The organism is Pseudomonas sp. App30 (genome assembly GCF_047947025.1).
Classification (GTDB): domain Bacteria; phylum Pseudomonadota; class Gammaproteobacteria; order Pseudomonadales; family Pseudomonadaceae; genus Aquipseudomonas.
The window spans coordinates 385,708-409,938 of record NZ_CP133165.1; the positions used below are offsets into that span (position 1 = coordinate 385,708).

19 protein-coding genes are annotated in these 24,231 nt (G+C 68.3%); 4 read left to right on the forward strand and 15 right to left on the reverse strand.

What is annotated here, in order from left to right; translation table 11 throughout:
- Nucleotides 1–3: 3 nt before the first annotated feature.
- The 5 genes from RAM80_RS01750 to RAM80_RS01770 form a co-directional block, all read right to left on the reverse strand.
- On the reverse strand, nucleotides 4–3,105 hold the full coding sequence (locus RAM80_RS01750) for an error-prone DNA polymerase (protein WP_416424513.1): 3,102 nt from the start codon (nucleotides 3,103–3,105) through the stop codon (nucleotides 4–6).
- Nucleotides 3,081–4,496 carry a Y-family DNA polymerase gene (locus RAM80_RS01755; RefSeq protein WP_416424514.1) on the reverse strand — a complete coding sequence of 472 codons (1,416 nt, stop codon included), beginning with the start codon at nucleotides 4,494–4,496 and terminating at the stop codon, nucleotides 3,081–3,083. The genes RAM80_RS01750 and RAM80_RS01755 overlap by 25 nt, the downstream gene beginning before the upstream one ends.
- 7 nt (nucleotides 4,497–4,503) lie before the next feature.
- On the reverse strand, nucleotides 4,504–5,121 hold the full coding sequence (gene imuA, locus RAM80_RS01760) for a translesion DNA synthesis-associated protein ImuA (RefSeq protein ID WP_416424515.1): 618 nt from the start codon (nucleotides 5,119–5,121) through the stop codon (nucleotides 4,504–4,506).
- Nucleotides 5,121–5,735, reverse strand: coding sequence for a transcriptional repressor LexA (gene lexA / locus RAM80_RS01765; RefSeq protein WP_416424516.1), 615 nt, complete (start codon nucleotides 5,733–5,735; stop codon nucleotides 5,121–5,123). The genes imuA and lexA overlap by 1 nt, the downstream gene beginning before the upstream one ends.
- A 543-nt stretch (nucleotides 5,736–6,278) precedes the next feature.
- A complete protein-coding gene (locus RAM80_RS01770) occupies nucleotides 6,279–7,451 on the reverse strand; it encodes a GGDEF domain-containing protein (RefSeq protein WP_416424517.1) in 1,173 nt (390 codons plus the stop codon).
- A 259-nt stretch (nucleotides 7,452–7,710) separates the two neighbouring features.
- Here RAM80_RS01770 and RAM80_RS01775 point away from each other — a divergent pair, with 259 nt between their 5' ends.
- The gene (locus RAM80_RS01775) at nucleotides 7,711–8,541 is read left to right on the forward strand and encodes an oxidoreductase (RefSeq protein ID WP_416424518.1); all 831 of its coding nucleotides are present in this window, start codon (nucleotides 7,711–7,713) and stop codon (nucleotides 8,539–8,541) included.
- Here the strand turns inward: RAM80_RS01775 and RAM80_RS01780 are convergent.
- From RAM80_RS01780 to RAM80_RS01800, 5 genes are all read right to left on the reverse strand, one after another.
- Nucleotides 8,535–9,416, reverse strand: coding sequence for a LysR substrate-binding domain-containing protein (locus tag RAM80_RS01780; RefSeq protein WP_416424519.1), 882 nt, complete (start codon nucleotides 9,414–9,416; stop codon nucleotides 8,535–8,537). The two genes, RAM80_RS01775 and RAM80_RS01780, sit on opposite strands and share 7 nt — an antisense overlap.
- A 49-nt stretch (nucleotides 9,417–9,465) precedes the next feature.
- Nucleotides 9,466–9,702, reverse strand: coding sequence for a DUF2790 domain-containing protein (locus RAM80_RS01785; protein WP_416424520.1), 237 nt, complete (start codon nucleotides 9,700–9,702; stop codon nucleotides 9,466–9,468).
- A 206-nt stretch (nucleotides 9,703–9,908) separates the two neighbouring features.
- The gene (locus RAM80_RS01790; RefSeq protein WP_416424521.1) at nucleotides 9,909–12,302 is read right to left on the reverse strand and encodes a glucose/quinate/shikimate family membrane-bound PQQ-dependent dehydrogenase; all 2,394 of its coding nucleotides are present in this window, start codon (nucleotides 12,300–12,302) and stop codon (nucleotides 9,909–9,911) included.
- Nucleotides 12,303–12,598: 296 nt separating this feature from the next.
- A complete protein-coding gene (locus RAM80_RS01795) occupies nucleotides 12,599–13,735 on the reverse strand; it encodes a glycerate kinase (protein ID WP_416424522.1) in 1,137 nt (378 codons plus the stop codon).
- 94 nt (nucleotides 13,736–13,829) lie between these two features.
- Nucleotides 13,830–14,936, reverse strand: a complete 1,107-nt coding sequence (locus RAM80_RS01800; protein WP_416424523.1) for a sugar diacid recognition domain-containing protein — start codon at nucleotides 14,934–14,936, stop codon at nucleotides 13,830–13,832.
- Nucleotides 14,937–15,085: 149 nt separating this feature from the next.
- On the opposite strand from RAM80_RS01800, the gene RAM80_RS01805 reads away from it, so the two are divergent.
- Both RAM80_RS01805 and RAM80_RS01810 read left to right on the forward strand, forming a co-directional pair.
- Nucleotides 15,086–16,390, forward strand: coding sequence for an MFS transporter (locus RAM80_RS01805; RefSeq protein ID WP_416424524.1), 1,305 nt, complete (start codon nucleotides 15,086–15,088; stop codon nucleotides 16,388–16,390).
- Nucleotides 16,391–16,776: 386 nt separating this feature from the next.
- Complete coding sequence (locus RAM80_RS01810) at nucleotides 16,777–17,784, forward strand: aldo/keto reductase (protein WP_416424525.1); 1,008 nt, start codon at nucleotides 16,777–16,779, stop codon at nucleotides 17,782–17,784.
- Nucleotides 17,785–17,872: 88 nt separating this feature from the next.
- Here the strand turns inward: RAM80_RS01810 and RAM80_RS01815 are convergent, their stop codons facing one another.
- The 5 genes from RAM80_RS01815 to RAM80_RS01835 form a co-directional block, all read right to left on the reverse strand.
- Nucleotides 17,873–18,892 carry a branched-chain amino acid aminotransferase gene (locus tag RAM80_RS01815; RefSeq protein WP_416424526.1) on the reverse strand — a complete coding sequence of 340 codons (1,020 nt, stop codon included), beginning with the start codon at nucleotides 18,890–18,892 and terminating at the stop codon, nucleotides 17,873–17,875.
- Between the two features lie 102 nt (nucleotides 18,893–18,994).
- Nucleotides 18,995–20,122 carry a glycoside hydrolase family 5 protein gene (locus RAM80_RS01820; protein ID WP_416427397.1) on the reverse strand — a complete coding sequence of 376 codons (1,128 nt, stop codon included), beginning with the start codon at nucleotides 20,120–20,122 and terminating at the stop codon, nucleotides 18,995–18,997.
- 158 nt (nucleotides 20,123–20,280) lie between these two features.
- Nucleotides 20,281–21,036: a class II aldolase/adducin family protein gene (locus tag RAM80_RS01825; protein ID WP_416424527.1), complete on the reverse strand. Its 756-nt coding sequence runs from the start codon at nucleotides 21,034–21,036 to the stop codon at nucleotides 20,281–20,283.
- 205 nt (nucleotides 21,037–21,241) lie between these two features.
- Entirely contained in the window at nucleotides 21,242–22,561 is a 1,320-nt protein-coding gene (locus RAM80_RS01830; RefSeq protein WP_416424528.1) for an LLM class flavin-dependent oxidoreductase, read from the reverse strand.
- A 19-nt stretch (nucleotides 22,562–22,580) separates the two neighbouring features.
- The gene (locus RAM80_RS01835) at nucleotides 22,581–23,540 is read right to left on the reverse strand and encodes an ABC transporter substrate-binding protein (protein ID WP_416424529.1); all 960 of its coding nucleotides are present in this window, start codon (nucleotides 23,538–23,540) and stop codon (nucleotides 22,581–22,583) included.
- Between the two features lie 215 nt (nucleotides 23,541–23,755).
- Between RAM80_RS01835 and RAM80_RS01840 the strand changes: the two genes are divergently transcribed.
- A complete protein-coding gene (locus tag RAM80_RS01840; protein WP_416424530.1) occupies nucleotides 23,756–24,226 on the forward strand; it encodes a VOC family protein in 471 nt (156 codons plus the stop codon).
- Nucleotides 24,227–24,231: the final 5 nt, after the last annotated feature.

A 24,231-nucleotide genomic window follows, 5' to 3' on the forward strand; every position in this document is an offset into this window, starting at 1 on the left:
GGCTCAGCGGAAATCGCGGCTGCGAATGTCCAGCCCCGCCAGCATCGGGGTGAGGTCGGTGAGTTTGCCGGCGATCAGGTGGCGCACGCCGCTTTCGGACTCCAGCCGCCCATGCACCTGCAGCAGCCGCGCGCTCACCAGCGGCTTGCGCTGGCGCTCGGCCAGGTCGTTCCAGACCACCACGTTGATCATGCCGAATTCGTCTTCCAGGGTGACGAAGATCACCCCGCTGGCGGTCTGCGGGCGCTGGCGGCCGGTGACCAGGCCGGCGACGCTGATGTGCCGGCCATGGTCGATACCGGCCAGCTCCCGCGAGCTGCGGCAACGCAGGCGCTGCAAGCCGGGGCGCAGCAGGGTCAGGGGGTGCGGGCCCAGGGTGGTGCCGACGGTGGCGTAGTCGGCCACCAGGTTTTCGCCAACGCTGGGCACCGGCAACGCCACCGGCGTGTCGCGGCGGCTGGGCAGGTCGGCGAACAGCGGCAGCTGCGCCTCGACGCTGGCCACCTCCCAGCGCGCACGGAAGCGGTCGCCCGCCAGCCCCTGCAAGGCGTCGGCGTCGGCCAGCAGCGCGCGGGCGCGTTGGTCGAGGCCGGCGCGCAGGCACAGGTCGCTGACGTCGGCGAAGGGTTGCAGCGCCCGCACCTGTTCGATGCGCAGGGCGTCTTCCTGGCGAAAGCCGCGAATCATCCGCAGGCCCAGGCGAATGGCCGGCTGCCCTGCCCCGCACGGCTCCAGGGTGCAGTCCCAGTCGCTGTGGCGCACGTCCACGGCGCGGGTCTGCAGTTGGTGCCGGCGGGCGTCCTGCAGCAGCTGGTCGGGGCTGTAGAAGCCCATGGGCCAGCTGTTGATCAGCGCACAGGTGAAGGCCGCCGGCTCATGGCACTTGAGCCAGCAGCTGGCGTAGGTCAGCAGCGCGAAGCTGGCCGCGTGGGACTCGGGAAAGCCGTAGCTGCCAAAGCCCTTGATCTGCTCGAAGATCTTCTGCGCGAACTCCAGGCTGTAGCCGTTGCGCAGCATGCCTTCGGTGAGGCGCAGCTGGTGCGGTTCCAGGCCGCCGTGGCGCTTCCAGGCGGCCATGGAGCGGCGCAGCTGGTCGGCCTCGCCGGGGCTGTAGTCGGCGGCGACGATGGCCAGTTCCATCACCTGTTCCTGGAACAGCGGCACGCCCAGGGTGCGCTCGAACACCTTCTTCAGCGCCTCGGACGGGTACACCACCGGCTCTTCCTTGTTGCGCCGGCGCAGGTAGGGATGAACCATGTCGCCCTGGATGGGCCCCGGGCGCACGATGGCCACCTGGATGACCAGGTCGTAGAACTTCGTCGGCCGCAGGCGCGGCAGCATCGCCATCTGCGCGCGCGATTCAATCTGGAACACGCCCACGGTGTCGGCGCGGCTGATCATTTCATAGGTGCGCGCGCACTCCGCCGGAATGCTCGCCAGGGTCAGGTCGCGGCCCCGATAACGGCGCAGCAGGTCGAAGCTGCGGCGCAAGGCGCTGAGCATGCCCAGGGCCAGCACGTCGACTTTCAGCAGCCCCACCGCGTCGAGGTCGTCCTTGTCCCACTGGATGATGGTGCGCTCGGCCATGGCCGCGTTTTCCACCGGCACCAGGGTGTCCAGCGGGTGCTCGCTGATGACGAAGCCGCCGGGGTGCTGGGACAGGTGCCGGGGGAAGCCCATTAGTTCGGCGGTGAGCGTCAGCACCCGGCGCAGCACCGGGCTGTCGACGTCGAAGCCGGCCTCGCCCAGGCGCCCCACCGGCGGCACGCGGTCGCTGTAGCGGCCCACGCAGTCGGCCAGGCTGTTGACCTGGTCCGGCGGCAGGCCCAGGGCCTTGGCCACGTCGCGTATGGCGCCGGCGCCACGGTAGCTGCTGGCCACGGCGGTGAGCGCGGCGCGGCGGCGGCCGTAGCGGTTGAACACGTATTGCAGCACCTCTTCGCGGCGGTCGTGCTCGAAGTCGACGTCGATGTCCGGCGGCTCGTTGCGTTCCTTGGAGATGAAGCGCTCGAACAGCATGTTCATGCGCCCCGGGTCCAGCTCGGTGATGCCCAGGGCGAAGCACACGGCGGAGTTGGCCGCCGAGCCGCGGCCCTGGCACAAAATGCCCTGGTCACGGGCGAAGCGAACGATGTCGTGCACGGTGAGGAAATAGCTTTCGTAGCCCAGCTCGCTGATCAGCGCCAGTTCCTTGTCGATCTGCGCCCGCGCCGCGGGCGTGGCGCCCTGGGGCCAGCGCCAGTGCATGCCCTGCTCGGTGAGCGTGCGCAGCCACTGGCTGGCCGTGTGGCCCTCGGGCACCAGCTCGCGGGGGTACTGGTATTGCAGCTGGTCGAGGCTGAAGGTGCAGCGCCGGGCAATATAGACCGTTTCGTCCAGCAACGCCTGGGGGTAGAGCTCGGCCAGCATCGGCAAGGGCCGCAGGTGCCGCTCGCCGTTGGCGAACAGGTGGTGGCCGGCGTCGGCCACGGTGGTGTGGTGGCGGATGGCGGTCATGGTGTCCTGCAGCGCCCGGCGCCCACGGGCGTGCATGTGCACGTCGCCGCTGGCCACGGCGCGCAGGCCCAGTTGCGCGGCCAGGGCCTGCAGCTGCGCCAGCCGCGCGTGGTCGTCGGCGCCCCGGTGCAGTTGCACCGCCAGCCACAGTTGCTGGCTGCCGAACACCCCGCGCAGCCAGTGGCCAGGGGCCAGGTCGTGGGTATTGTCGGGCACCCACAGGGCCACCAGGCCATGCAACGGCACCTGGGCGAAATCCTCGCGCAGCACCTGGTAGTCGCCCTTGGCGGCCCGGCGCCGGGCCAGGGTAATCAGCTGGCAGAGGCTCTGGTAGCCAGCCAGGTTCTCCACCAGCAGCACCACCTTGGGGCCTTCGTGGATGCGCATCTCGCTGCCGACGATCAGCGGCAACTCGCAGGCCTTGGCGGCCTGCCAGGCGCGGACGATGCCGGCCAGGGTGCATTCGTCGGTGATCGCCAGGGCCTGGTAGCCATGGCGCCTGGCGCGTTCGAACAGTTCCTGGGCGCTGGAGGCGCCGCGCTGGAAGCTGAAGTTGGACAGGCAGTGCAGCTCGGCGTAGCCGTTCATGCGAACCAGCCCTGCAGCCACAGCCGCCCCTGCTCGCCCACCGTTTCGTAGGCCCAGGCGCGCTGGCCGCTGGTGGTTTCCACCAGGTAGTAGTCGCGGCGGATGTCACCACCGTCCCACCAGCCCGACTCGATGCGTTCGGGCCCGGCCAGCACGCGCAGGTCGCAGTCGGTCCAGGCCTGGGGCTCGGCCAGCAGCCAGCCGGGGCGCGGCGCCAGGCCGGGCGCCAGCAGCGCCTTGGGCACGCTGGCCGCCAGCCAGGCGCGCTCGGGGCGGTGGTCGGCGCGGGCGGCGATGCCGCTGATGGCGTCGTCGCCCAGGCGCGCACGCAGGCGTTCGCGCAGCTGTTCCCAGGGCTGGGACTGCTGCGGGCGCTGGTCGAACAACGTCTGGTGGGTGGGCACGAAGCGCGGCAGGTCGCGCGCCACCAGGCGCACGTTGCGCACCGGGCGCTTGACCTGCACCGGCTCCAGGCGCCCGCGGGCCAGCTCGAAGAGCATGCCGGCGTCGCGCTCGGCGCCCAGCAGGCCCACCGGCACCAGGGTGTCCTCGCCTTCGGCATGTTCCAGGTGCAGGGTGAAGCGCTGCACGCCGCTGTCGCGCCCGCCCAGGTAGGCGGCCAGGTCGTTGATCAGCCGGCGCAGGGGGAACAGCAGGGCCTGGTGCGACTCGACGTCGAAGTTCAGCTCGATGCGCTGCTCGAAGAAGTCCGGCGGCAGGTAGAACGACAGGGCCAACGGGCGCAGGCCGGCGAGCGTGTCCAGGTGCTGCAGGTCGCTGGCGGCAAAGCGCCGGGCCACGGTGTCGCGCGGCAGCGCCTGTACCTGGCCCAGCTGGCGCAGGCCCATGCGCGCGAACGCGGTGGCGGTTTCCCGTGGCAGGCCCACCCGCTCGATGGACAGCGGCGCCAGGGCCGCCGGCAGCTGCGCAGGCGCCAGCACCGCCAGGCCGTCGTGGGCGTTGGCGAGCATGCGCGCGGCCGCCGGGTTGGGCGCCAGGGTGATGCGGTGGCTGAAGCCCAGGCCTTGCAGCTCGGCGCGCAGCCGCGCCTCAAACTGTGGCCAGGGGCCGAACAGGCCCAGGCTCGATTGCACCTCCAGCAGCAGCGCGCGGGGGTAATGCAGGCTGACCTGGGAGCTGAAGCGGTAGGCCCAGGCAGCCAGGAATTGCTGGCATTGCTCGATGTCGGCCGGGTCGTGCTCCTGGGTGGCGAAGTCGCGCGTCAGGGCATGGGCCGCAGTCAGCGTTTGCCCGGGGCGCAGGCCCAGGGCCCGGGCGGCCGGATTGACCGCCTGCAGCACGCGGCGCTGGGTGGGGCCGCTGATCAGCGCCAGGGGCGCGTCGGGGTCTTCGCGACGACGGCGGGCGCTGTCCAGCGCCAGTTGCGGGAATAGGATGCAGGCCCAGAGCATGACAACCTCAGGCGCTCTCGCTGAAGGCCAGCGGCGCGGCCGGGGCCAGCCCACCACGGCACTTGAGCACGCGCACCTGGGCCGGGCGCAGGTCGATGGCCAGGCGCAGGGCCGCCGGCGACGGGTTGTGCGCGGCCTGCTGCGGGCGGCAGGCGAACGCCAGGGTCTGGCCGGTTTCGGCGGCCACCTGCAGGCGCCGCAGGGCACGGTCGTCGGCGCTCTGCGGCCAGCACAGCACCGCCGCGCAGCTGCCCGAGCGCAGGCACTGTTCGGCGGCCCACAGGGCTTCGGTGCCCTTGGCGTCGACCAGCGCCAGCTGGCGCAAGTCGACGCCTGCCGCCTCCCAGGCCGCCGGGTACGGAATGAACGGCGGCGCCACCAGCACCACGCGCTCGCCGGCCTGGGTCAGGCGTGCCAGGGTGGGCCACAGCAGGCGCAGCTCGCCACTGCCGGCGCAGGGAATGAGGATTTCGCTGAGCGCCGACGGCGGCCAGCCGCCAGTGGGCAAGGCGCGGTCGAGCCAGCCATGGCCGGTAGGCTGGGCGGCCACGGGTTGGGCCTGGGCACGGCCCTTCCACACCCGTCGCTCGTCGAGCAGGCCTTCGAGGCTGACCACCGCGCCCATCAGCGGCGTACCAGGCCGCAGAAGATGCCTTCGATCACCAGCTCCTGCTCGGCGTCCACCACGATGGGGTCATAGTCGGGGTTGCGCGGCATCAGGCGCACGCCGGTGCTCTTGAGTTCCAGGCGCTTGATGGTGACCTCGCCGTCCAGGCGCGCCACCACGATCTGGCCGTTGCGCGCGTCGTGCTGGCGCTTGACGCCCACCAGGTCGCCGTCGAGGATGCCGTCGCCGATCATCGAGTCACCGGCCACCTGCAGCAGGAAGTCGGGCGTGCGGGCGAACATGCGCGCGTCGAACACCATGTGGTCGTGCACACCCACGTCGGGGTCGATGGGCCGCCCCGCCGCCACCCGGCCCAGCACCGGTATTTCCAGCAGCTCGGGCCGGCGCTGGCTACGCGCCAGGCGAATGCCGCGCGCCTGGTTGGGCGTGACTTCGATGAAACCGGCCTCGGTCAGGGCCACGATATGCTTGCGCGCCACGCTGCGCGAGGCAAACCCGAAGGCCTCGCTGATTTCCGCCAGGCTCGGCGGCTGGCCGTGATCGGCAATGCGATCGCGGATAAAGGTGAGGATGGCGCTGCGTTTGGGGGATAGAGTAGTCATGGAGTACATTTGTACTCTATGCGCAGGGTGGCTGCAAGCGTGGGCCGGCGAATGGTGGGGGGGATGCGACGCCTATCCATCAGGCCATGGCACGGTGCGACAAATGTAGCACCGGCCGTTAGGCCGGGTCGCGCCGCGCGGGCGGCGCTCGATTTTGGAAGCGCTGCAAGGCTTCAGGCATGCACCTGCAAGCCACGCTGAAGATCTTCAGCGCACGTTTGGGCCAGCGCAGCCTGGCGGCAGCGGCTACGCGGGTTTCGGGTTTCAGGTTTCAGGTTTCGGGTTTCGGGTTTCGGGTTTCGGGTTGGGTTCGGTGGGTTCGGTGGGTTCGGATGAAGATTGCGTCACGGCGCGCAGGTGCATGTCGGGAGAGGTGTGGCGCCCTTGAGATCGAGCGCCGTCCGCACGGCGCGACCCGGCCTCACGGCCGGTGCTACATTTGTTGCACCGTGCCATGGCCTGATAGATAGGCGTTGCCAGCCTTTGTGCGTTTGCCTGATGGATTGGCGTTGCCAGCCTTGGTGGTATGGCACAACACCGTAGCCCTCCTTCCTAAACCCCCACGCACACCCGATTCCGCCCTTCCCGCTTGGCCTTGTACATCGCCTGGTCCGCGCGCTGGTACAGCTCGTCCGGGTCGCAGCCGGGGATGCCCAGGGCCACGCCGACGCTGACGGTCAGCGGCGTGCCGTCGCTGTCGATGGCGATGCCCAGGGCCTGGACAGCGGCGCGGACTTCGTCGCCGATGCGCGCGGCGAAGTCGCGGTCGACGCCGGCGAACAGCAGCACGAATTCCTCGCCACCCAGGCGCGCGGCCAGGTCCAGCGGCCGGCGCGGGAAACGCCCCAGGCGGCTGGCGATGGCCTGTAGCGCGCGGTCGCCGGCCGGGTGGCCGTGCAGGTCGTTGTAGCGCTTGAAATGGTCGACATCCACCAGCATCAGCGCACACAGCTGCGCCTCGCGGGTGGCCTGGGCCAGGGCGCGGCGGCCGAGCATCTCGAAGGCGCGGCGGTTGTAGAGGCCGGTCAGGGCGTCGGTGCTGGCCATGGCGTGCAGCGAGCCGCGCAGCAGGAACAGCGTGCGGAACGAACGCTCGTGGTAGTAGCGCAACGCCAACAGCGCCACCAGCGACGACACCTGGAACGGCATGAACGCGGCGAACTGCTGGTCCAGCAGGTCGCCCGCCACCCAGGGCGTGAGGCTCCAGCTGGCCAGGGCAATCAGCAGCGCCATGGCCATGGCCACGTGCACGCTGAGCCCCACCGGGAACAGCACGGTGATGAACAGCAGGATCACCGCGTCCAGCAGCAACGGCAGCTGGAACTCGCTGTGGTAGCGGGCATACAGCAGCATCATGGTAATGGAGCTGACACAGGTCACGCCCAGCACCGCAACCACCCAGCGCTGCCCCGCCGCCACCTGGGACTGCTGGCGCACCTTGCGGTAGCCCAGGCAGGTGAACAGCACCGTGGCCAGCCGCGCGCCAATGGCGAAGAACGACGCGGGCGGGAAATGCGCGGTGTAGCCGTACCACACGTCCAGGGCCAGGAAGCCCAGCAACGCCACCATCAGCAACAGCGCCGAGCCGTTGCGGGTGCGCTGGAAGCCCTGGTAGTTGAGCTCGCGGTATTCCTGCTCCAGCGCCGGCTCGAAGCGCAACCAGGGAAACCCGCGCAGCCGTTGCCGGGTGTAGACGTTGTCATTGTTGTCGACCAGTTGGGTCAAGCTTTCAAACCGGTTCACACGTACCTCGATGGGGATCCCTCACCGACAGATAGCAAGAAGCCATCACGCTTGCAAGCACTTAGCTAACTGTAGCCGCTGCCGCCAGGCTGCGCTGGCCGGATCTTCAGTGCGGCGCAGGTCCAGCGCAGCCTGCGGCAGCGGCTACACCGCAGGATCAGGCAAAAGCGCAGGAGTTTTGGCGCTACGCAGGCCGCCCGCGTCGGGCTAGGCTGTTGCAACCCCCTGAAGGAGCCTTGCCATGAGCCATAAAACCTTTCTGATCACCGGCGTCAGTTCCGGCTTCGGCCGTGCCTTCGCCCAGGCCGCGCTGGCCGCCGGGCACACCGTGATCGGCACCTTGCGCCGCGCCGACGCGGTGGCCGATTTCGAGCGCCTGCATGCGCACAACGCCCACGGCGTAGTGCTGGACGTGAGCGATTTCGCCGCCATCGAGCCCATCGTCGACGGCCTGCTGGCCCGCCACGGCGCCATCGACGTGCTGGTCAACAACGCCGGCTACGGCCACGAGGGCACGCTGGAGGAGTCGCCGCTGAGCGAGCTGCAACGCCAGTTCGACGTCAACGTCTACGGCGCGGTGGCGATGATCAAGGCGGTGTTGCCGGGCATGCGCGAGCGGCGCAGCGGGCACATCATCAACGTCACGTCCATGGGCGGCATGATGACCCTGCCGGGCATCTCCTATTACCACGGCAGCAAGTTCGCCCTGGAGGGCATCTCCGAATCCCTGGCCCAGGAGGTGGAGCCGCTGGGGGTGAAGGTGACAGCCGTGGCGCCGGGCTCGTTCCGCACCGACTGGGCGGGCCGTTCCATGGTGCGCACGCACCGCAGCATCAAAGACTATGACGCCCTGTTCGACCCCATCCGCCAGACCCGCGAGGCGCGCAGCGGCCACCAGCCGGGCGACCCGGACAAGGCCGCGCAGGCGCTGCTGGCCCTGGTGAACGCCGACAAGCCGCCGCGCCACCTGCTACTGGGTGCAGACGCCCTGCAACTGGTGCGCGCCAAGCTCAAGGCGTTGCAGGCGGAGATCGATGAGTGGGAAAGCCTGTCGGCCAGCACCGGCTATTGAGGCAGCTGCTGGAAGGCCTTGACCGCCTGCGCCACCACCGGCAGGCGGTCGCGCTCGGCCAGCCAGGCCAGCACCAGGCGCTCGTCGCTGGCAAGACCACTGACCCGCCGCTGGCGCAGCCCTTCCAGCGCCTGGTCGCCCGGCCACACCGGCAGCAACGCCACCCCTGCCCCGGCCTTGGCCAAGGCCAGGGCGGCGGAAATGTCGGAGCATTCGAAGGCCACCTCGGGGCGCAGCTGCGCCTCGCTGAACGCCTGTTGCACGCGCTCGTAGAAGCCGTGGCCCTGGCGCCGGCGCACCACGATCAGCGGCACCTTGGCCAGGTCTGCAAGGGTGCAGGCGTCGGCGTCCGGCAACAGCCCCGGCGTGGCCTCCACGGCAGCCAGGGTCAGGGCCTGCAAGGCTTCGGTGTGCAGCAGCGGGTTGGTCACCGGCCATTGGCTGAGGGCGAAGTCCAGCTGGCGGGTCTGCAGCATGTCCTCCAGCACCGCAGGCTCAGCGTGGTAAATCGAGAACAGCACGCCCGGCAGTTGCACCCGCAACTGGCCCACCACCCGCGCCAGGAAGGCGGCGCCCGAAGTCACCGTGCCGATGCTGACCTTGCCGCTGACGCCCTGGGCCAGGCCGCGCATTTCGCCGTCGATCTCATCCGCCAGGTTCAGCAGCTCGCAGGCGCGCCGGTACAGGTGTTGCCCCGCCTCGGTCACCAGCAGCCCGCGCCCCTGGCGCTCGAACAGTTGCAGGCCGTAGTCGGCCTCCAGGGCCTTGAGGTGTTGGCTGAGCGGCGGTTGGGCGATGTGCAGCGCCTCGGAAGCGGCGGCAATGGATTTACGCTCGACGATGGTCTTGAAATACAGCAGGTGGCGTAAATTCATGCAGGGCTCGGCGCTAGGGGAATGCGCCAAGAATAACGGAAGCGCTGGATTAGTTGGAGCAGCCTTTGCCCATCACGCGGTACACCAGCGAGTGGCGTTGGCCCTGGCTGTCTTCGTAGGTCATGGTCACCGGTACCACCGCGCACACGTCGGGAATGTCACCGGCATCGATGACCTTGGCGATGTCCAGCTGTTGGCCGTAACGGTAGGTTTGCGCGGGGTCGGCGTGGGCAGCCGTGGCGGCGAAGCCCAGGGTCAGGGCGGCGAGGGTCAGCAGCTTGTTCATGATTGTTCTCCAAGTGGTTTTTCCTTGGAGACAGAGTAAGCAGCGGGCCGGGCTGCGAATATGACCGAAAAAGTCATGACCCATACACAAACCCCGTAGCAGCAACTTTGCTGTGTGGGAGCTGGCTTGCCAGCGAGCTTTTCGGGCCTCAACAGCTCGCTGGCAAGCCAGCACCCACAGGACAGTTGTTGCTACGGGATGGTGGGTTACTTCGGCAGCGCGTACGCCATCACGTAGTCACCCTGTTTGGTGCCCAGCGAGCCATGGCCGCCGGCGACCACCAGCACGTACTGGCGGCCATCCTTGCCGGTGTAGGTCATGGGCGTGGTCTGGGCGCCGGCAGGCAGGCGCGCTTCCCACAGTTGCCGGCCGTTGCGCACGTCATAGGCGCGCAGGTACTGGTCCAGGGTGGCGCTCAGGAACGCCACGCCGCCCTTGGTCATGAAGGTGCCGCCCAGCGCGGGCACGCCCATGGTCAGTGGCAGCGGCACTGGCGAATTGTCACGCACGGTGCCGTTCTTGTGTTTCCAGATCACCTGGTGGGTGGTCATGTCCACCGCTGCCACGTAGCCCCAGGCAGGTGCCTGGCACGGCAGGCCCATGGGCGACAGGAAGGCGTTCATGATCACGCCATAGGGCGCGCCCTTGTTGGCCTGGATGCCCTCTGTCTCGCTCTTGCGCGCGGGCATGGCGGCCACGTCCGCGGCCGGTACCAGCTTGTCGACGAAGGCCATGTAGTTGGGGTTGACGAACATGATCTGGCGCTCGGGGTCCACCGACACGCCGCCCCAGTCGAACACGCCGAAGTTGCCCGGGTACACCAGCGAGCCCTGCAGCGACGGCGGCGTGAACGGGCCGTCGTAGCGCAGCTTCTTGAAGTCGATGCGGCACAGCATCTGGTCGAACGGCGTCACGCCCCACATGTCACGCTCGGTCATCACCGGCGGCATGAAGTTGAGCTGCGACTTGGGCTGGGTCGGCGCGGCGTGGTCATCCGGCACGGTGCCGCCCGGTACCGGCAGCTCGTCGATAGGCACGATGGGCTGGCCGTTGGTTCGGTCCAGCACGTAGACGCTGCCCTGCTTGGTGGACGCGATTACCGCAGGCTTGAGGCCGTCGGCGGTCTTGATGTCCATCAGGCTCGGCTGGCCACCCACGTCCATGTCCCACAGGTCGTGGTGGGTGAACTGGTAGGTCCAGCGCACGTGGCCGGTGGCGATGTCCAGCGCGGTGACGCCGGCACTGTATTTCTCCGCGGCCGCGCTGCGGTTGCCACCCCACTGGTCAGGCATCTGGTTGCCCATGGGCAGGTACATCAGGCCCAGCTTTTCGTCGACGCTGATCAGCGACCACATGTTCGGCGAGTTGCGCGTGTAGGTCTTGCCCGGGGCGATGGGCGTGGTGTCGTCGGGGTTGCCGCTGTCCCAGTTCCACACCAGGTGGCCGTCGTGCACGTCATAGGCACGCACCACGCCCGACGGCTCGTCGGTGGAGACGTTGTCGGTGACGTGGCCGCCGATCACCACCAGGTCCTTGGTGACCGCGGGTGGCGAGGTGGAGTAGTAGCCACCGGCGGTGAAGCTGCCGATGTTGGCGCGCAGGTCGACCTGGCCCTTGTCGCCGAAGCCTTCGCAGACCTTGCCGGTGTCGGCGTTCAGGGCGATCAGGCGGGTGTCGGCGGTGGGCAGGAACAGCCGGCGCGGGCAGGCGTTCGGCGCGGCGGCCGGGCTTTGCTCGCTGGCAGCATAGGCGGCGTCATCGTGGTACGACACGCCACGGCAGGTCATGTGCGCCCAGCCCTTGAAGTTGGCAGCGTTCTGGGTGCTGATCTGCGGGTCGTAGCGCCAGATTTCCTTGCCGGTGTCGGGGTCCAGGGCAATGACCTTGCTGTGCGGGGTGCACACGTAGAGCATGCCGTTGACCTTCAGCGGGGTGTTCTCCGCGGTGGTCTCGCCCGGGTCGTTCGGGCCGGGAATGTCACCGGTGCGGTAGCTCCAGGCCGGCTGCAGCTTGGCGACGTTGGCCGGGGTGATCTGCGCCAGCGGCGAATAGCGGTCGCCAAACGCGGTGCGGCCATAGGCCTGCCAGTCGCCGTCGGGCATGGCCGGGGCGGCGCTGGTGGTGCCGGCGGTTTCGCGGTTCAACTCGCCCTTGATCTCGCCGGGGCTGGTGAACTGGCTGGCCACGGCGGCAGCGCCGGCCAGCACCACGGCCACGGTCAAGCTGCCATTGCCCAAGGCATACGGCGCACCTTGCAGCAGCGGGCGGCGGAACCAGGGCAGCAACAGCACCAGGCCCAGCACGAACCACAGGGCCAGGCGCGGCACCAGTTGCCACCAGTCCAGGCCCACTTCCCACAACGACCACAGGGTGCTGGCGAACAGCACCAGCGCGTACAGCGGCAAGGCGGCGCGGCGGCCGGCCAGCAGCAACAGGCCCGTGAAGGCGATGCCGATGCCGCTCAACAGGTAATACAACGACCCGCCCAGGCTGGCCAGCTTGACGCCGCCCGCCAGCAGGGCCAGGCCCATCAACAGCATCACCACGCCGAGCAGGCTCGGCAGCAGGCGCCGCGTGGTGGAAGCACGTGCAGTGCTCATAGTGCGTTTTCTCCAGAATGATGATGGCCCGCGACCACGCCCACGGGGGCGCCGCGACGACCTGATGTTTTTATCGGAACGATGTCAGCGCAGGGGCTGACCGAGAGATGACGCAAGGGGTGCAGCGGTATCAACGCTCATACGATGTCATACATTGGTGCGACATTGCATCGCACCAAAGTCTAATAAATTGGCCTGCGGGGTGTCTGGGACGCGGCCTGGCGGCCGCTGCTACGGGTGCGGTGTGCGAAGGTTTCTTGCGGCGCCGGTGACGCGGCCTGTGGCCGCTGCTACGGTCAGGCGCGCCCCAGCGCCCACACCTGCGCAATATCCCGCGCGCGGTCGCGCAGCAGCAGCGCGGCGTGGCGGCAGGCGTGGTCCAGGGTCATGGGGCCGCTGGTGACGGCGAAGGCGGCGGTGACGCCGTGGGCATACATCTGCTCGTAGCCTTCGCCCAGGGTGCCGGCGATCACCAGCACCGGTACCTGGTGCGCCGCCGCCACGCGGGCGACGCCGAAGGGGGTCTTGCCGCGCAGGGTCTGGGCGTCGAAGCGCCCTTCCCCGGTGATCACCAGGTCAGCGCCAATCACCGCCTGCTCAAGGCCGGTCAATTCGGCCACCACTTCCACGCCCGGGCGGAAGGTGGCGCCCAGGAACGCCTTGGCGGCAAAGCCCATGCCGCCGGCCGCACCCGCGCCAGGGGACTCACGCAGGTCGCGGCCGAGCGCTGCGGCGCTGTAGTCGGCAAAGTGGCCCAGCGCCGCGTCCAATTGCAGTACCTGCGCGGGGCTGGCGCCCTTCTGCGGGCCGAAGATGTGCGAGGCACCATGGGGGCCGCACAGGGGATTGTCGACGTCGGCAGCCACCTCGAAGCGCACTTGGGCCAGGCGCGGGTCCAGGCCGTGCAACGACAGCCGCGCCAACTGCGCCAGGGCCAGGCCGCCCTTGGCCAGCGGTTGCTCGTCGGCGCCGAACAGTTGCAGGCCCAGGGCGCGCAGCATGCCGGTGCCGGCGTCGTTGGTGGCGCTGCCGCCGATGGCCAGGATCACCCGGCGGGCGCCGGCGTCCAGCGCCGCGCCAATCAGCTGGCCGGTGCCGTAGGTGCTGCTGGTGCAGGCGTCGCGCTGGTCCACCGGCACCAACTGCAGGCCGCTGGCCTCGGCCATTTCGATGATGGCCGTGGCGCTGTCGGCCAGCCAGCCCCAGCGGGCCTGCACCGGGCTGCCCAGCGGGCCTTCGACGGTGAGGCCGCGCAGCTCGCCGGCGCACGCCGCCAGGATCGCCTCCATGGTGCCCTCGCCGCCATCGGCCATGGGGCACTGCACCAGTTCGGCCTGGGGCAAGGCCTGGGCCAGGCCTTCGGCGATGGCGGCGGCGACGCCGGCAGCGCTGAGGCTGTCCTTGAACGAGTCGGGGGCAATGACGATTTTCATGACGGCTACTCCGGGTTTCTTGTAGGGCCCATGCTGCCAGTTGCCCGAGGCGCCTGCGCCGGGCTGCTGCACAAGCGCAGGCGACCGTTGTTGTTCAAATGGACAAATCGCCGGGCAACAGCTGCACCCCCAGGTACAGGGTGAGCATGCCTTCCAGGCGGTTGGGGTCGATGCCGCTCAGCTCGGCGATACGCTCCATGCGGTAGCGCAGGCTGTTGCGGTGGATGCCCAGGGCGTCGGCGCAGGCCTGGCTCTGGCCGTCGTGCTCGCACCAGGCGCGCAGGGTCACCAGCAGCTGGCCGCTGGCGTCCTTGGCCATGACCTTGTGCAGCGGCCCCAGCCATTCGTCCAGGCTGTCGTCGCTGCGGTGGCGCCACAGCATCGCTGGCAGGCGGTAGCGCGCCAGCGGCAGGCTGCGGCGCTGGGGCACGATGTCGCGGCCGTAGGCCAGCAGGTCGCGCACCCAGCGGTAGCCACGGCGCAGGCCGGCGAGGTCGTCGGCCGGCTCGCCCAGCGCCAGGCGCTGCACCGGCCAGCCCTGGGCCTCGAGCTTGTCCAGCAGCCGCGCCTCATCCAGGCTGACGCTGGCCGGGCGGCACCACAGCAGCGAGCCGGCCGCGGGGCTCACGCACCAGCTGTCCGGGTAGCGGCTCTGCAGCCACGCCGCCAGCGCCTCGGTGCTTTGCGCCGCCTTGAGCTCGAACAGGCAGGGCGTGCGCGGCAACTGCGGCTTGAGGCCCATCTGCCGGGCCTCGTCCAGCAGCCGCGGCGACTCGCCCGTGCCGCCCAGCAGCAAGGCCAGCAGGTCGTCGCAGCGCTGGCGGCGCCAGTGCTGTTCCACCTGCAGGCGGCGCTGGCCCAGGAGCATTTCGGCGGTCATGCGCACCAGCTCGCCGAAGGTGCGCAGCTGCGCCGGGTCGCCGGTCAGGCCCAGCACGCCGATCAGCCGGCCGTCCAGCAGCAGCGGCAGGTTCACCCCCGGCTGCACGCCCTTGAGGCACTGCGCCGCCTGGGCGTCCAGCTCCACCACGCGACCGTTGGCCAACACCAGTTGCGCGCCCTCGTGGCGGGTGTTGATGCGCTCGGGCTCGCCGCTGCCCAAAATCAGCCCCTGGCTGTCCATGACGTTGACGTTGCACGGCAGAATGGCCATCGCGCGGTCGACAATGTCTTGCGCCAGGTCATGATCAAGTTCGAACATAGGGAAAAAGTCCTGTTCACATCTGTAGAGTCGCACAGCCCGGGCGGCGCGGCGCTGTGCAAACGCACAAAGACACTGCCACGCGCCTCGCCGACACTCAAGGGTGGCTCACGATAGCCGCAAATAACATAAAAACAGAGAGAAACCCCATGTCTACAACCATCGCCCTTGACCAAGGCACCCCAGGCGTCAGGGACGCTGTGTACCGGCGCATCACCCTGCGGCTGATCCCCTTCATCTTCATCTGCTACCTGTTCAACTACCTGGACCGGGTCAACGTCGGCTTCGCCAAGTTGCAGATGCTCGATGCCCTGAAGTTCAGCGAAACCATCTACGGCCTTGGCGCCGGCATATTCTTCATCGGCTACGTGCTGTGCGGCCTGCCGAGCAACCTGGCCCTCACCCGCTTCGGCCCGCGGCGCTGGATCGCGCTGATGATGCTGGCCTGGGGCGGCCTGTCGACCTGCCTGCTGTTCGTCACCACGCCAATGGAGTTCTACGTGCTGCGCCTGTTCACCGGCGCCGCCGAGGCCGGGTTCTTCCCCGGCATCGTGCTGTACCTCTCGCAGTGGTTCCCGGACGCGCGCCGCGGGCGGATCATGGCGCTGTTCATGTCGGCCATCCCGGTGTCGGGCCTGCTGGGCAGCCCGTTCTCGGGCTGGATTCTCAACCACTTCGCCGTCGGCCAGCAGGGCCTGGCCGCCTGGCAGTGGATGTTCCTGATCCAGGGCATCCCGACCATGGTGCTGGGCGCCATGGCCTATTTCCTGCTCAGCGACAGCTTCGCCAAGGCCACCTGGCTCACGCCCCAGCAGCGCGCGGTGGTGGAAGCCGACCTCGCCGAGGACGCCCGCAGCAAGCCGGCGCAGCAGCGTGAGTCCCTGGGCGCGGTGTTCGCCACGCCGTTGATCTGGGTGCTGGGTTTCATCTACTTCTGCATCCAGAGCGGCGTGTATGCCATCAACTTCTGGCTGCCGTCGATCATCAAGAACCTGGGCTTCAGCGACGCCCTGGTGATTGGCTGGCTGAGCGCCATTCCGTACCTGCTGGCGGGTATCTTCATGCTGCTGGTGGGCCGCTCGGCCGACCTGCGCAACGAGCGCCGCTGGCATTTGGTGGTGCCCATGCTGATGGGCGCCATCGGCCTGGTCATCGCCGTGAACTTCGCCGCCACCCCGGCCATCGCCATCGTCGGCCTGAGCCTGGCCACCATGGGCGCCCTCACCGGCCTGCCAATGTTCTGGCCGCTGCCCACCGCCTTCCTCAGCGCCGGCGTGGCCGCCGGTGGCCTGGCGATCATCAACTCCGTGGGCCAGATGGCCGGGTTCCTCAGCCCCTACATCGTCGGCTTCATCAAGGACCAGACCGGTTCGACCGACGCGGCGCTGTACGCGCTGGCGGGGTTGATCGTGGTGGGGAGCGCGGTGGCGTGGAAGGTGGCGGGCAAGCGGTGAGAATCCTGTAGCAGCGGCCGCAGGCCGCGTCCAAGGCACCAACCGCAGCGAGCCCGGACGCCGCCTGCGGCAGCTGCCTACAGGCACGCGCGCAACCCGCCGATCGCGTCGTTTGCATCGCGGCCAAGGCCGGCTCCTACCACGCACGCTGTAGGAGCCGACCTTGGTCGCGATGCAGGCAACGCGGTTTCTATAGCAGCGGCGGGGCGGCCGTCCGCCGCAGGCCGCGTCCAATGCACCGACCGCAGCGAACCCGGACGCCGCCTGCGGCAGCTGCTACAGATCGCGGAATGTCTGTAGCAGTGGCCACTAACACAGGTTTCAGGTGCGCACCCTCCCCCCATGCAGTACCTTTGCCCCCACACCATCGCAAAGGGATGCCACCGATGATTTACCGCGCACTGGGCCACAGCGGCCTGAAAGTCTCCGCCCTGACCCTGGGCACCATGATGTTCGGCGAGCAGACGGCCACCGAGGACGCCCTGCATATCATCGACAAGGCCTGGGACCAGGGAATCAACTTCATCGACAGCGCCGACGTCTACAACAACGGCCGCAGCGAGGAGATCGTCGGCGAGGCGATTGCCCGCAACCGTCACGACTGGGTGCTGGCCACCAAGGTCGGCTTTGGCCCGACCGATGGCGTGCCCAACCGCAGTGGCCTGAGCCGCAAGCATATCTTCAACGGCGTGGACGCCAGCCTGACCCGCCTGGGCACCGACTACATCGACCTCTACTACCTGCACCGCGACGACCTCAACACGCCGCTGGAGGTGACCGTCAGCGCCATCGGCGACCTGCTGCGCCAGGGCAAGATCCGCCACTGGGGCGTGTCCAACTTCCGTGGCTGGCGCCTGGCCGAGATCGTCAACGTGGCCCAGCGCCTGGGTGTGGACAAACCGGTGGCCAGCCAGCCGCTGTACAACATCGTCAACCGCCAGGTGGAAACCGAGCAGCTCACCGCCGCGGCCTACCACGGTCTGGGCGTGGTGCCGTTCAGCCCCCTGGCCCGTGGCGTGCTCAGTGGCAAATACACGCCAGGCAAGGCGCCCGAGGCCGGCAGCCGCGCCGCGCGCCAGGACAAGCGCATCCTGGAGACCGAATGGCGCGACGAGTCGCTGCACATTGCCCGCACCATTCAGGAATACACGGCCGCCAAGGGCGTGGGGATTGTCGAGTTTGCGATTGCCTGGGTGCTGAACAACCAGCTGGTCAGCTCAGCCATCGTCGGGCCGCGCACCGAGGCGCAGTGGGATACCTACAGCGGCGCGCTGGAGGTGAAGATCACGGCGGAAGATGAAGCGTTCATCGACAGCCTGGTCACGCCGGGGCATCCGTCGACGCCGGGCTACAACGACCCCGGCCATTTCGTCACCGGCCGGGTCACCACGTAACCCCGTAGCAGCGGCCGCCAGGCCGCGTCCGGCGCCAGCGCGAAGTTGGCCCCCGGACGCGGCCTGGGGCCGCTGCTACGGGTTTACATCAGGCCTTGACGATCCAGCCCGCTGGGGCTTCAACGTCGCCGTGCTGGATGCCGGTCAGCTCGTTGTAGAGCTTGACGGTCACCGGGCCCACGCTTTCCAGGCTGTGGAACACGTGCAGCTTGTCGTTGTACTGGATGCCGCCGATCGGCGAGATGACCGCGGCGGTACCGCAGGCGCCGGCTTCCTTGAACTGGGCCAGCTGGTCGACGAACACGTCGCCTTCCACCACTTTCAGGCCCAGGCGGGTTTCAGCCAGTTCCATCAGCGACAGGCGGGTGATGCCTGGCAGTACCGACGGCGACTTGGGCGTGACGAACTCGTTGTGCTCGGTGATGGCGAAGAAGTTGGCCGAACCGACTTCCTCGATTTTCGAGTGGGTCAGCGGGTCCAGGTAGATGCAGTCGGCGAAGTTGTGCTTCTTGGCATCGGCACCCGGCAGCAGGCTGGCGGCGTAGTTGCCACCCACCTTGGCGGCGCCGGTGCCTTGTGGGGCGGCGCGGTCGTAGGTGGAGATGGAGAAATTGTGCGGCTTCAGGCCGCCCTTGAAGTAGGCACCCACCGGCACGGCGAACACCGAGAAGATGAACTCGGGGGCGGTGCGCACGCCGATGTTGTCACCCACGCCGATGACGAACGGACGCAGGTACAGGGCGCCGCCCGAACCGTACGGCGGGATGAACTTCTCGTTGGCACGCACCACCTGCTTGCAGGCCTCGATGAACATGTCGGTAGGCACGTGCGGCATCAGCAGGCGCGAGCAGCTGCGCTGCATGCGGGCGGCGTTCTGGTCCGGGCGGAACAGGTTGATCGAGCCGTCCTTGCAGCGGTAGGCCTTGAGGCCCTCGAAGCACTGCTGGCCGTAGTGAATGGCGGTCGAACCTTCGGCAATGTGCAGGACGTTGTCTTCGGTCAGGGTGCCTTCCTGCCAGGCGCCGTCGCGCCAGGTGGCCAGGAAGCGCAGATCAGTCTTGATGTAGTCGAAACCCAGGGTGTCCCAGTTTATGCCAGCGCCGCTCATGATGCCCTCTACAGATGATCGCAAGGATTCAATTCGTTGATCAGGCGACAAAGATACGGCGCCAGATGGCCTGCGGCAAGCGTGTCTTGGCGCCTTTGCTGCCTAGGAGGCCGAAGGTGCGGCAAGCCGCCGCAGGATCGGCTCGAATTCCGCGGTGGGCTGGCGTGGCAGCGGGTCGGGTTCGCCCTTGTCGATGGCCTGCCAGTAGCGCCACGGTACCTTGGCGCTGCCCAGCTCGTAGTCCATGCCGTCCCAGCTGTCCTCGCGGAAGCTGTAGAAGGCCCAGTGCACCTGCTGGCGGTCGAGCACCGTGAGCACGTCCTCCAGGTACTGGCGGCAGCCGGGCAGCTGGCGCATGCAGCCGAACTCGCCCACCACCAGGCGCTGGCGCGGCACCCCTGCCCGCTCGGCCCAGGCCAGCGGGCGCTGCAGGTAGCTGGCGACGCGCTGGGCGTTCCAGGTCAGGGACTGGCCGGCGAACGGCGCTGGGCCAGGATAGGCATAGGGCGTGGCGCGCTTGATGTTCGGCGCGCTGGTGGCCTCGTAGGGCTCGTACATGTGCACGCTGTACAGCAGCCGGCTGTCGTTCAGGGCCTTGGGCCAGTACTCGAAGCTGTCGGCGGCGGCGTACCAGCCGGCGTCGAGCATGATCGGCGTGTGCGGGTCGACCTCGCGCACGGCGGCCACCAACTGTTCATAGAACGCCGGCAGGTCGCGGGCGGTGCCTTGGGCCTTGGCGTACCAGGCGTGCATGGCAGGGGCGCCGGCGTGCTCCAGCAGGCCGCCGCGTTTTTCCGGGGCCGGCTCGTTGATCAGGTTGTAGCCGGCTACCGCCGGGTGGTCCTTGAGGGCGGCGGCCAGGTCGCGCCAGTAGGCGGCGCTTTGCGCCCACCAGGCCTTGTCCTGCCACAGGCGGTCGTCGAAACGGTCGCCGTTGTTCTGCGACCAGCGCATGCCTGGCAGGGACAGCGGCGTGATCACCACCTTGAGGCCCGCCGCGTGGGCACGGTCGAGGCTGATGATAAGGGTGCGCAGGTCATTTTCAACCAGGCCGTCGTAATGGTCGGCGCTGCCCAGCAGGAAATCGCGCTGGGCGGTCTGCCATTTGTCCCACGACAGCCGCACCCAGCCGGCGCCATAGCCGCTCAGGGCCTGGTAATACTCGGGGGTGGGCGGCAGGCGGTTGAAGCTGTTGCCGCCATGGCGGGGGGCGGTGTCCCAGAAGCCGATCAGGTCGGCGGCGCTGGCAGGCAACGCCAGGCCAGCCAGCAGCCCGGCGATCAAGGGGAAGATTCTCACAAGTGCTTACCTTTGTTCTTATGTGCAAAGAACCGCAAGCCTACGTGAACCGTCCCCTCCAGACCGCTGGCAAAGTGTGACCTGAATTGTCAGGAGCAGTAGGACGCGCGCTGGTCTTCGATCAGGGTCAACGCCGCCGCCCATGCCATGTCGATGATCTGCTCGACGCCGTCGCTTTCGAATTGTTTCGCCGTGTGTGCGCACACCTCCGGCGCCGGGTAGATCAGCTTGCTGCCGCCCGCCAAGGCCTGCACCTGGGCCTGGCAAGCGCGCTCCAGGAAGTGAATTTCGTGGAACGCCTCGGCAACGCTGCCACCACCGGCCAGCAGGCCATGGTTGCGCAGAATCATGGCGCGGTGCGGGCCCAGGTCGGCGATCAGCCGCTCGCGCTCGTCCAGGGACAGGGCAATGCCTTCGTAGGTGTGGTAGGCCAGCTTGCCGTAGAACTTCAGCGCGTGCTGGCTGATGGGCAGCAGGCCCTGCTCCTGGGCCGACACGGCGATGCCGGCGGCGGTGTGGGTGTGGATCACGCAGGCCAGGTCCGGCCGCGCCATGTGAATAGCCGAATGGATGACGAAGCCTGCGGCGTTCACCGGCACCTGCGCGCAGGCCGGGTCCACGGCCTTGCCGTGCTGGTCGATGAGCACCAGGTCGCTGGCGCGCATACGGTCGAACAGCACGCCGTAGCGGTTGATCAGGAAATGATGCTCGGGGCCTGGCACGCGCAACGTCAAGTGCGTGTCGATCAGGTCGGTCATGCGGAAGTGGGCGATCATGCGGTACAGCGCGGCAAGCTCGCAGCGGGCGTGCCATTCGGTGTCGCTGACGGTGAGGGGCTGGGCCATGGGACTCCTCCTGGGGCGGTGACATTTCCCATAGTAACGCCGTTTGCCGGGGGTGCCAGGAGGATTGATGCCGCTGTTGATGCCCCATACGCCATCCACGTAGCCGCTGCCGACAGGCTGCGCTGGCCCTGATCGTCGCTGGAGATCTCCAGTGTGGCTCAGGCCCAGCGCAGCCTGCGGCAGCGGCTACAAGATTGGCGGGGAATTAGCGGGGGTTGCGGGGGATGGTCAGGCCCAGGTTCTCGCGCAGGGTGGTGCCGGGGTATTCGCGCCGGTACACCCCGCGTTCCTGCAGCAATGGCACCACCTCCTGGGTAAAGCGGCGGAACTGGCCGGGATGGCCGATGTAGATATTGAAGCCATCCACCGCCCGCGCCTCGAACCATTCGGCCATTGTCGCCGCAACGGTCTCGGCGCTGCCCACGAAAGCGCCGGGGCGCAGTTGGCGCGAGGCCTGCACCGCCTGGCGCAGGGTGAGGTTGGCGGCCACGGCGTTGTCGGTGATGCGCTTGGCCACGGTGAAGAAGCTGCTGCGGGCAAACTCCAGGGCCTGGGCCGGGAACGGCGCGTCGAGGTCGTACTGGCTGAAGTCATGCCAGCCGAACGAACGGCCGAACTCCAGCAGCGCCTGCTCGAAACTGTGGTCGCTCTCGTGGTAGTGGCGCTCCAGGGCCCGCGCCTGCTCGTCGGTGTCGCCGACGAACACCTCGGCGCCCGGCAGCACCAGCACCTGCTCGGGGTCGCGGCCCTGGCGCACGGCGCGTTCCTTGATCTCGCGGTAGAACGCCTGGCCTTGTTCCAGGCTGGGCGCGTGGGTGAACACCACGTCGGCAATGGCCGCGCCCAGCTCCCTGCCCTGCTCCGAGTCGCCGGCCTGGAAAATCACCGGCTGGCCCTGGGGCGAACGCTGCAGGTTGAGCGGCCCGACCACGGCAAAATGCTCGCCCTTGTGGTTCAGCGCGTGCAGCTTGGCCGGGTCGAAATAGCGGCCGGTGCTGCGGTCGCGCACGAAGGCGTCGTCTTCCCAGCTTTGCCACAGGCCCTGCACCACCTGCACGTGCTCCTTGGCGCGGCTGTAGCGGGTGTCGTAGTCGTAGTGCTCGTCACGGCCATAGTTGCCGGCCGTGCCGGCGTCGCCGCTGGTGACCACGTTCCAGCCGACGCGGCCCTTGCTGATCAAGTCCAGCGAGGCCAGGCGCCGGGCCACGTTGAACGGCTCGTTGTACGAGGTGGTCAAGGTGCCCACCAGGCCGATATGGCGGGTGGTCACGGCCAGTGCCGACAGCAGCGTCAGCGGCTCCAGGCGGTTGAGGTAATGGGGCGGCGAGCCGGGGGTGATGAACTGGCTGTCGACGATGAAAATCAGGTCGAACAGCGCGGCTTCCGCCTGGCGGGCGATGTCGATGTACCAGTCGATGTTGACGCTGGCGTCGGCCGGCAGCTCGGGGTCCAGCCACAGGTTGTGGCGGCCGGGGCCACCGACGCCCATGGTCAGGGCGCCGAGTTTCAGGGTGCGGGTGCTCATGGCGACGTTCCTTGCAGGGTTATGGCGCGGCCTGGGCCGTGGCGGGTGGCTGCACGGCAGCGTTGAAGGAGGTGTCGAACAGGCTGGCGGCCGGGTAGGACTTGATCAGCCCCAGGCCGCTGAAGAAGTCGATGGTCTGCTGGGCAGCGGCGATGTTCTGCGCGCTCACCGGGCCGACGTCGGTCTTGGCGCGGCCGAACCAGGCGCGGGCGATGTCCTTGTCGGCGCGGGTGCGCTCGGCCCAGGCGTCGGCGTAGGCCTCGTTGTGGGCCGGGTCGCTGACGCTCCATTCCCGGGCCTTTTTCAGGCGTTGCAGGAAGTCGTTGATGGCGGCGCGTTTTTCTTCGCGGGAATGCTCGTTGGCGACCACGAAGCTCTGGGCCGGGATCAACCCCTGGGCGGTGGCGATCACGCGGCCACCGGCACGCTCCTGCTGGGTGACGTAGGGTTCCCAGGTGGCGATGACGTCGACGCTGCCGCCGTCCAGCGCATGGGAAGCATCGAGGGCGCTGAGGTAGCGGATGTCGACGGCGTCACGCGGCACGCCGGCCTTGTCCAGGGCGCTGAACAGCAGTTGCTGGCTCCACGAGCCCTTCCAGATGGCCACGCGCTTGCCGCGGATGTCGGCGATGGTCTTGATGGGCGAATTTTTGCCGACCACGATGGCCACGCCGTCGAGGCTCTGCTGGGTCACCGCAATCACCTTGATGGGCGCGCCCAGGGCGCCGAGGAACAGCGGCGGCGCGTCGCCCAGCAGGCCCAGGTCCAGGCTGCCGGCGTTCAACGCCTCGGCCACCGGCGAACCGGCGGTGAACTGCTTCCACTCCAGGGTATAGGGCAGGTCGTCGAGCACGCCGGCGGCGTCCATCACGGCGCGGGTGTTGTAGCTCTGGTCACCCACGGTCAGGGTCAGGGCCGAGGCGCCCAGGCTGATGGACGCGGCCAGCGCGGCGGCGGCCAGTTTGACGAATGTGCGCAAGGCAATCTCCTGGTCAGCGGTTATATGGAAAGGTGCTGTAGAAACCAATGCTTATAAGCTAGCCACCTGGACGTCATTTGTGAAATTCATTTTAGACATAACCTAATATGATTATTTTGCAGCTAATGCTAACCATCCCCGGGGCTGCTCTACACTGAAGAGTGTTGTTCCTGCTCATTCACTGCCGCGCCATGGGCCGGCACAGGAGGAAGGAAATGGCCGTCAAAGCAATCCCCGATGGACAACACAGCATCACCGCCTACCTCGCCCTGGACGGCGCGGCCAAGGCCATCGCGTTCTACCAAAAGGCCTTCGGCGCTACCGAGGTGTTCCGCCTGGAGGCCCCCGGCGGCCGCGTGGGCCATGCCGAGCTGCGCATCGGCGACTGCGCGCTGATGCTGGCCGACACCTGCGACCAGGGCCCGCTGGGGCCGATTGCCGGCGAACACAAGGCGCCAGTGGGCCTGCACCTGTACGTGGAGGACGCCGACGCGGTGTTCGCCCAGGCCCTGGCGGCAGGTGCCACCCAGGTGTATGAGGTGAAGGATCAGTTCTATGGCGACCGCTCAGGTACACTGCGCGATCCGTTCGGCAATGTCTGGTTCGTGGCCACCCACAAGGAAGACCTGACGCCCGAGCAAATCCATCAACGTGCAGCGGCCATGTTTGGCCAGGGACCTGCCTGACCCGT

Bases quoted from the DNA above. Each gene is read 5' to 3' on its own strand.
- RAM80_RS01795 (WP_416424522.1), bottom strand. From the start codon at position 13,735: ATGAAAATCGTCATTGCCCCCGACTCGTTCAAGGACAGCCTCAGCGCT.
- RAM80_RS01780 (WP_416424519.1), bottom strand. From the start codon at position 9,416: ATGAATTTACGCCACCTGCTGTATTTCAAGACCATCGTCGAGCGTAAA.
- RAM80_RS01830 (WP_416424528.1), bottom strand. From the start codon at position 22,561: ATGAGCACCCGCACCCTGAAACTCGGCGCCCTGACCATGGGCGTCGGT.
- RAM80_RS01785 (WP_416424520.1), bottom strand. From the start codon at position 9,702: ATGAACAAGCTGCTGACCCTCGCCGCCCTGACCCTGGGCTTCGCCGCC.
- RAM80_RS01790 (WP_416424521.1), bottom strand. From the start codon at position 12,302: ATGAGCACTGCACGTGCTTCCACCACGCGGCGCCTGCTGCCGAGCCTG.
- RAM80_RS01755 (WP_416424514.1), bottom strand. From the start codon at position 4,496: ATGCTCTGGGCCTGCATCCTATTCCCGCAACTGGCGCTGGACAGCGCC.
- RAM80_RS01840 (WP_416424530.1), top strand. From the start codon at position 23,756: ATGGCCGTCAAAGCAATCCCCGATGGACAACACAGCATCACCGCCTAC.
- RAM80_RS01815 (WP_416424526.1), bottom strand. From the start codon at position 18,892: ATGAGCGGCGCTGGCATAAACTGGGACACCCTGGGTTTCGACTACATC.
- RAM80_RS01805 (WP_416424524.1), top strand. From the start codon at position 15,086: ATGTCTACAACCATCGCCCTTGACCAAGGCACCCCAGGCGTCAGGGAC.
- imuA (WP_416424515.1), bottom strand. From the start codon at position 5,121: ATGGGCGCGGTGGTCAGCCTCGAAGGCCTGCTCGACGAGCGACGGGTG.
- lexA (WP_416424516.1), bottom strand. From the start codon at position 5,735: ATGTACTCCATGACTACTCTATCCCCCAAACGCAGCGCCATCCTCACC.
- RAM80_RS01825 (WP_416424527.1), bottom strand. From the start codon at position 21,036: ATGGCCCAGCCCCTCACCGTCAGCGACACCGAATGGCACGCCCGCTGC.
- RAM80_RS01810 (WP_416424525.1), top strand. From the start codon at position 16,777: ATGATTTACCGCGCACTGGGCCACAGCGGCCTGAAAGTCTCCGCCCTG.
- RAM80_RS01800 (WP_416424523.1), bottom strand. From the start codon at position 14,936: ATGTTCGAACTTGATCATGACCTGGCGCAAGACATTGTCGACCGCGCG.
- RAM80_RS01775 (WP_416424518.1), top strand. From the start codon at position 7,711: ATGAGCCATAAAACCTTTCTGATCACCGGCGTCAGTTCCGGCTTCGGC.